We start from the raw sequence: 6639 nt of genomic DNA on the forward strand, positions 1-6639 counted from the left end.
GCGCAGGCCGAGGAAGCACGCCGGAAGCTGGCGTCCCTAGGTGTAGCCAAGGTTCAATATGAAGCAGGGAAGGATGTAAGCGGCTATTTCAAGCAGCCGGCTGTTAAGGCCTGCAATTATGATCCGTCGATCACGGCGGAGAGTGTACCGCGCTCATACATAATGAAGAATATCTCCTGCTGCTGCGGCTGGCGATGGAGAAGAGTGCTGCTGGGAACTATACGCGAAGCCAGCTGGAGGCGAAGCGGGAGGAGATCGAAGCTGCGGAACGTCAGCTGGCACTGAATAGCAACACCGGAGCGAAGAAATATAACTTTGAGGAGTACAATAAAACACGTATAGGAAACACATGGGTACTCAGTAAAAATGGCATAACGGACCAGGAGGCGGCGCAAGCATCCATAGCGTATCAAGAAGCCGTCAGGAATGGAGAAATCAAATCTAATCTGGATAATGTGCCCGTTGATATCATGCAGGAGCAGATCCTCGCAGCAAAAGACGGGACCAACTACTGGACCGGTGCGAAATTATCGAAGCTGCAGGCCTATGGTATAATCATTAGCAGTGTAGTCGCCAGTTTTCAAGGGATTGAAGGAATGCGCGGCAATGTAACGATAAAGAGAAGCCTTCCGTTGCACCCCGGTGCGGGTGAAATATCTGCGTCCAGGGTGAAGAAGCTAAATGTTCCTGTATCTGAGGGAACGGGTGAAGTTCGTTCTTCTATAATTAGTTCAGAAATGGAGAAGAAAATATTAGATGGACAAAGAAAACTTCCTACGAAGAATGAATTGATAGGTGGTCATTCTCCTAAAATCAACAATGCAAATCCTAATTATGCAGTTCAAGAAATAACAGTTAATGTAGATGGAACAAGAAAAATTAAGTTTACTACTCAATTTCCTGATGGTAATTTATCTAACATTAAAACAAGCACTTTATTCCCAGAATCATGGAGTGATTCGCAAATTATTAATAGTATAAAAGATACTGGTAATACAGCACCTATTGGAGTTCGTGTCTCGGATGGTGCAACACTTCATAGAGGAACTGTTAATGGTGTTCAAGTTGAAGTTATTAAAATTGGTGACAATGTTGTATCGGGCTATCCAACAGGTGGGGGAGCTACACAACTTCTAAGTGGTTTTAAAGCACCTTAACTTGTAATCTGATCCAAAGGAGATTTTTAATGTTTAGAGAATTTGACGACTATCTTTCAGGATATTTCTCAGATGATTATTGGTATGATGAAGGGTTTTCAATTGCGCAGGAGATGCTGGTGAAATTCTCCCAACGGGATTGGGAGGAATTGTCAAGTGAATCGTTAAATAAGCCAATCGAGTGGCAAAGAAAATTAGCATATTGTTTGCATAATGAATCTAGTATGGATGAATTGAATGTGTTGTTGAAATTGCTGATTATTAATGATGAAGAGTTATTCGAAATATGTATTGATGCATTAAGAAGTTTTACAAGTACTGAAGGTAAAAAACTGATTTTAAAAAATCCTGCAATTCTACAGAGGGTTGATGAGTTAATTCCCAATTCAGGTGAAGCGACAAAAAAAATATTTGAAGATTTTCTGGAAAAGATACAAAGCTGACGATATTATTTGTGAGGACTAGCCAATGCTGAATGAACCCGTCATTCAACCAATGGCTCAACTGGTCCATACAATACCCGTATAAAGACACATCAAATGGTTTAACTTCAAATCCTGAAAATGCTATTCCGTTACAATAAACAGGTCCACTATGGTCAGGTAACACCATGGTTGATCTGTTTTTTTGTGTGGGAACAGAAGAGGAATCCTACATCTTTGGATAACTCTAAATGATATGGAAAATAAAGCCGATAATAAAAAGGCAACTTATATAGCAAGTAATAAATTACATATGAAATATTGCTTTGCGGACGAATCGCGAATGATCAATAAGATAGAAATGAGGAGCGGATATTATGAAAAAAAGACCTTTATTTTATTTATCCACAGCAGTTCTGGCAGTTAGTATATTTGCGGGTGTAGGCAACGCCGAACAAGCTGAGGCACCTGCAGCTGCATCATTTACGGATACGTCAGGACATTGGGCAGAGGCTAGTATTCTGGCTGCTGTGCAGAAGGGCTATGTGTCAGGCTATCCGGAAGGAACATTTCAGCCGGAGAAAACAGTGAGCCGCTCCGAATTTATAGCTATGCTGGTTCGTTCCCTGGGGCAAGCCTCAGATACGAGTACAACCTCCCCTTGGTATACCCCTTATGTTAAGGCAGCGACAGAATCAGGCTACTATGTAACCGGGGATTTCAGCTCAGATGATTGGAATGCGCCTCTAAGCAGACAGGAATTAGCCAGAATTGCAGTGCGTGTCATCGGGAAAACGGCAAAGGATAATACGGAATATATGTATATGGCGACCTCGAACGGGGTGTTGTCGGGAACGGGAAACGGGGCACTGAATGTAACAGGAACAACGACTAGGGCACAAACCGTGACGGTTATTGAGCGAATCTCAAGTATTTTACAAGGAGAAACGTTGCCTGTCGATGCACTGGCTGTGGCCAATGCGCAAGAAGCTATGAAAGCTCCTAAAGACCCGTGGGGAAGAGCCATCCGCACAACGAATCTCCCTAAAAACGCAAAGGATTTCCCATACATACTGGAAGAGTACCCGAATGAAATGTACGAGTTGGAGCTTCCCTTCAAGGGAATAACAGAGCCGGCATTTAAGATCAGCACGCCAGCAGAATTGTATAAAACGGATACTCTTATTCAGGATAAGAAGGAAATGGAGAAATGGAAGGAAAATGCTGAGGCATATTACAAGCTCCTGCTTAATGTAGATTACAGGACCATTGACGGAAAATGGGCTACTGACTTATATAGTCATAAGAATCAGTGGAGTCGGCTTGAAGAGGTTATGGCTTATGTAGCTTGGGTGAAAAAGAATAAAATTGTGACAGAGGGTTCACTTGTGGTTGAGCCTTCAATGGTATTTCACTCAAGAATTGGCGGCTATTTTATGCGTTCGCAATTCTCTTTTAGAATCAAGGAATATAACGAATATAAAGATATTTTTGATGATGATCGTTTTAATACTCATCAAAAGTTCGATAATCTCAAGTCTCTCGGTAAATTTCAAAAGGGCCAGTGGTACTACGGATATACTAATACTGAACTTAGCACAAATGTGCAGGATGGCGTTCAAAGAGTAAGCTCTGATATTTCTCTATTTAAGTTAAGCACTATTATTCACAAAAAAAACTAAGGCGATAAATATATGAATATATCCAAGAGATTTTGCTCGAAAATCTTAATTCTCCTAATATTCTTTTCACTACTGATAAGTATATTCCCGAGTCAAATCTTTGCCAGTAATATGATTATTAATAGTGATGGCTCATTTGCCTTCGATACAACCTCCACAGCGGCGACGACAGGGATCAAATTCCGCACGGTAGGGTTTACAGTTCATCGGACAGAAATGTGTACTAGTACTCAATGTGACCCGCAATCAGGAACTCATGGTGAGATACGGATTCAGCAAGTAGGTCCTGATGTACCCGTCGGAAATGGACAAGTTCAAACTTTTTTTGAAGTTCCAGAAGAAATGGTATCTCAAGCGCTAGTGGAAGCCGGACTTGAAGATATTTCATATGGAGGAACCATTTATCTATCCGCTATTTTCCATGTTCTGCACTATAGCAACAATGTACTTGTCTCAGAAAGTGGAGATTTTGTTGACCTTCAGCATATAAAAGGTGCGGAATCTTGGGCAAACCTTGATGATTTTAGACAATATTATGATCGTAACGTCACGTACGCTCCAAAGTTTCCTGTTACCTTAATGCTCAAAAAAAGCACGGGACAATTAATTTCTCAATCTGCTGTGGTCAATCCGGATGATCCATCACACAACTGGAAACCTGGTCAGACCATCACGGTTCCTCTTCAGGCAACACTTACTGGTGCAGATGGTAAAATATACAGATTAATTAAATCATACTTACAGTCTAAACATCATTTGAGCGATATGAACCATATTGTAACGGGTGTTATAGCCGAGCGTAACTTCACAACTTATCTCGGGGGAACCAACGTCATAGCCGTTTATGAAGAAGATGAGGGAACTCCTCCAACAGACCCGGCACCACAATGCAGCGTGGTAATTAATCCTCCGTCAAAAGGAACAGTCCTATCAAATGCTGTACTTGACCCTGCAGCGTCAGGTGTTATTCGTGCAGACCACAGGGACGCCGAACAGTTTGATGTTACGCAGGGAATACCAACTACAGAGAGCCTGTATGCGAATGTACTGGCCAACAATTATCTTCATCAATATCAGTTTGTGAATATGACCGGAACCGTTACGTATACAATTCAGGTGCAGAAAACGTATAACTTGACTTGGACTATACCCGCCACTGCGGGTGTGCCTCCTGCAGCTGGAACCCCAGCCCAGCCGAAGGAACGCCCGGAAACCGTAACCAAGGATATAACCGTAACAAGGCCCTATTCCTATTGGCAAATCGACAATTTGGAGATCTACAAGCTTTTCAAATCAACGTTATCCAATTACGCGCTGCCGGGAGGTTCCGTACAATTGAATCCTGCCGGATATACAGAGCCTTCGCTTTCATCTGAATATAGTACGGACGTAGATGATCACGTAAGGCCATTTGCCTGCGAACCCATTAAATTGGATCCGGAAACGGTTTCCGGAACTACAACGGAGCCTCAAGTTCCTAACCAGACTGCCGCTTTCCAAAGTGAAGCAGAATCGAGTGTGGGCAAGAATACAGTGAATAATGATTCTGTCGTTTTTAATGAGATGACCATAATGGATCAAACAGAGGTACCGGAGTCAGCGCCTGCCCCATCCGCCTTACCCGCGCCAACTCAGATCGATCGGAATGTTCTATATGGCACGAATTATTGGATAGGGTCAACACTGCAGAACCGGGCGAATACACTAAGTTCCGGGTCCATCTATTACAACCTGATCCCTGGGAATGTGAACGGTGGCTCCGATAAAAGTTTTGCAATAAACGGCATTAATTCTATAACAGTTCATACTCCTGTGGTCAATTACTCTGTTATTCCGGATGACAACCGGCCATATGATCAGCGGATGTCCCCGGACTTGACAAGGACGGTGCTGATCCTGGACCGGCCATTTACCGTTCATTTTACGGAGAGCGGGCAACATCTTAATATTCCGGGTTATGGCAGCAGAGATTACATGAAATATACCCTGAATAAAAGGATACAGTTTCCGTTTGGTGTGTTTGAAGGCAGCCAGTACTATCCTGAAGGCACCTGGATTAATATCCCTGTCGGAACGCCAGAAATGACTTTTACAATGCCCACTTGGGTGAATGAAGGCAATTATACCGTTCATACGCAATCGTGGGCCATTAACGGCGCACCTGCAGATCCAACCGGTCTCTGTGAAGTAAACAGGAACGGAGATCTCAATAATTATTGTGCCTCGAATAGCTTTGATGTAGGGGTGGTAGGACGCCTGTTTGATTTTCGCATATGGGATATCGGGGACTTCAGGTTTGAGAAGGTGTTCCGTACCGCGATGGGAAGTACCGATCACAGCCCGGCCATGTACTACACAGGGGGGAACGATGAGAACGGAAACCCAACAGCCTTATATGGACACAAGCAATGGTTCCTGCCGATCCGCAAGGGCTCCCATCCGGCCGAGCAAAAGACGGTTCCGCATAACGGGTATTCGTTCTTATTTGATTTCCGGACTATAGGGAATTTGTGGGAGCCGGGTGAGGGGATCCGGATTGAACCTACATTTTGGTTTGTTGCAAAGAATGGGGGCTCACCGGCTCCTGTGGATCTGTACTATGATATCTCTGGAACTGCGAATAAAATGATCGGCGTTGGTTCGCCCAAGGACACTCTGAGTTATAAGCGCACCTATCGTCTGGCAGACAGCATGCGAAATGTTCCAACCGGCGAGCTGTCTACAGCGGCCAGTTATGAATATAACTATATTCTGTCGGATGCAGAGCGGGCAGAGACTTCATGGACCAAGTTCTACAGGCTATACCTGAAGCGTAAAACGACAATAGGGAACGGGTACAACCTGGAGATACTCCCTTTTAAATCCAGAACTTTAGTAGGTCCCACGGTAATCCCAGCCTCTGTGAATCCGGTTACGGCGGTACGGAGTGTACAGCATTGGTATGGAGAATATCATTTGCCGATTGCTCCTTACATTCTCCCTAAGGGCACTAGTATTGTTTCACTCGCCAATCACTATGGAGGAGCCTTGGACGGGCATGAGCCGGAGTTTTTGAGAGGGGGATATATCCTCGTGAAATTCGAAATTTATACGATGAAAAATGGGGATGCCAATACACGGGTTCTCGGATATAAAGCACCGATTGCTAATATGTGGGCCATTGAAGGTCAAATGGCGGGGGATACCGATGAATTGGGGCAGATGTTTTCATTTTCCTCAGGGGATATCATAATGTTCGAATCAGACTATTCTGTACGGAATGATTATCAGGGACAGAGCAAATAAAGAGCAAACAAAATGTGGGGTTAAGCGGGAGGCTGGACATGGCGTCAACGAAGCTTATATTTAACGAGAATGAAGTCCAGCGCCTGCAGACCA

At 43.9% G+C, this 6639-nt stretch carries 5 protein-coding genes; all 5 read left to right on the forward strand.

Annotated features, from left to right (window positions below; genetic code table 11):
- The coding region (locus tag GC101_RS18025; RefSeq protein ID WP_171718363.1) for a hypothetical protein at positions 1 to 285 on the forward strand (285 nt) is incomplete at its 5' end.
- Complete coding sequence (locus tag GC101_RS36195; RefSeq protein WP_246354391.1) at positions 195 to 1157, forward strand: EndoU domain-containing protein; 963 nt, start codon at positions 195 to 197, stop codon at positions 1155 to 1157. The genes GC101_RS18025 and GC101_RS36195, both read left to right, overlap by 91 nt.
- Before the next feature lie 29 nt (positions 1158 to 1186).
- Positions 1187 to 1600: a hypothetical protein gene (locus GC101_RS18035; protein WP_039310509.1), complete on the forward strand. Its 414-nt coding sequence runs from the start codon at positions 1187 to 1189 to the stop codon at positions 1598 to 1600.
- Between the two features lie 356 nt (positions 1601 to 1956).
- A complete protein-coding gene (locus GC101_RS18040; RefSeq protein WP_171718364.1) occupies positions 1957 to 3261 on the forward strand; it encodes an S-layer homology domain-containing protein in 1305 nt (434 codons plus the stop codon).
- 12 nt (positions 3262 to 3273) lie between these two features.
- Positions 3274 to 6546: a DUF5704 domain-containing protein gene (locus GC101_RS18045; RefSeq protein ID WP_171718365.1), complete on the forward strand. Its 3273-nt coding sequence runs from the start codon at positions 3274 to 3276 to the stop codon at positions 6544 to 6546.
- Positions 6547 to 6639: the final 93 nt, after the last annotated feature.

Origin of the sequence: Paenibacillus phytohabitans (assembly GCF_013141775.1) — a bacterium.
Lineage (GTDB): Bacteria > Bacillota > Bacilli > Paenibacillales > Paenibacillaceae > Paenibacillus_AQ > Paenibacillus_AQ phytohabitans.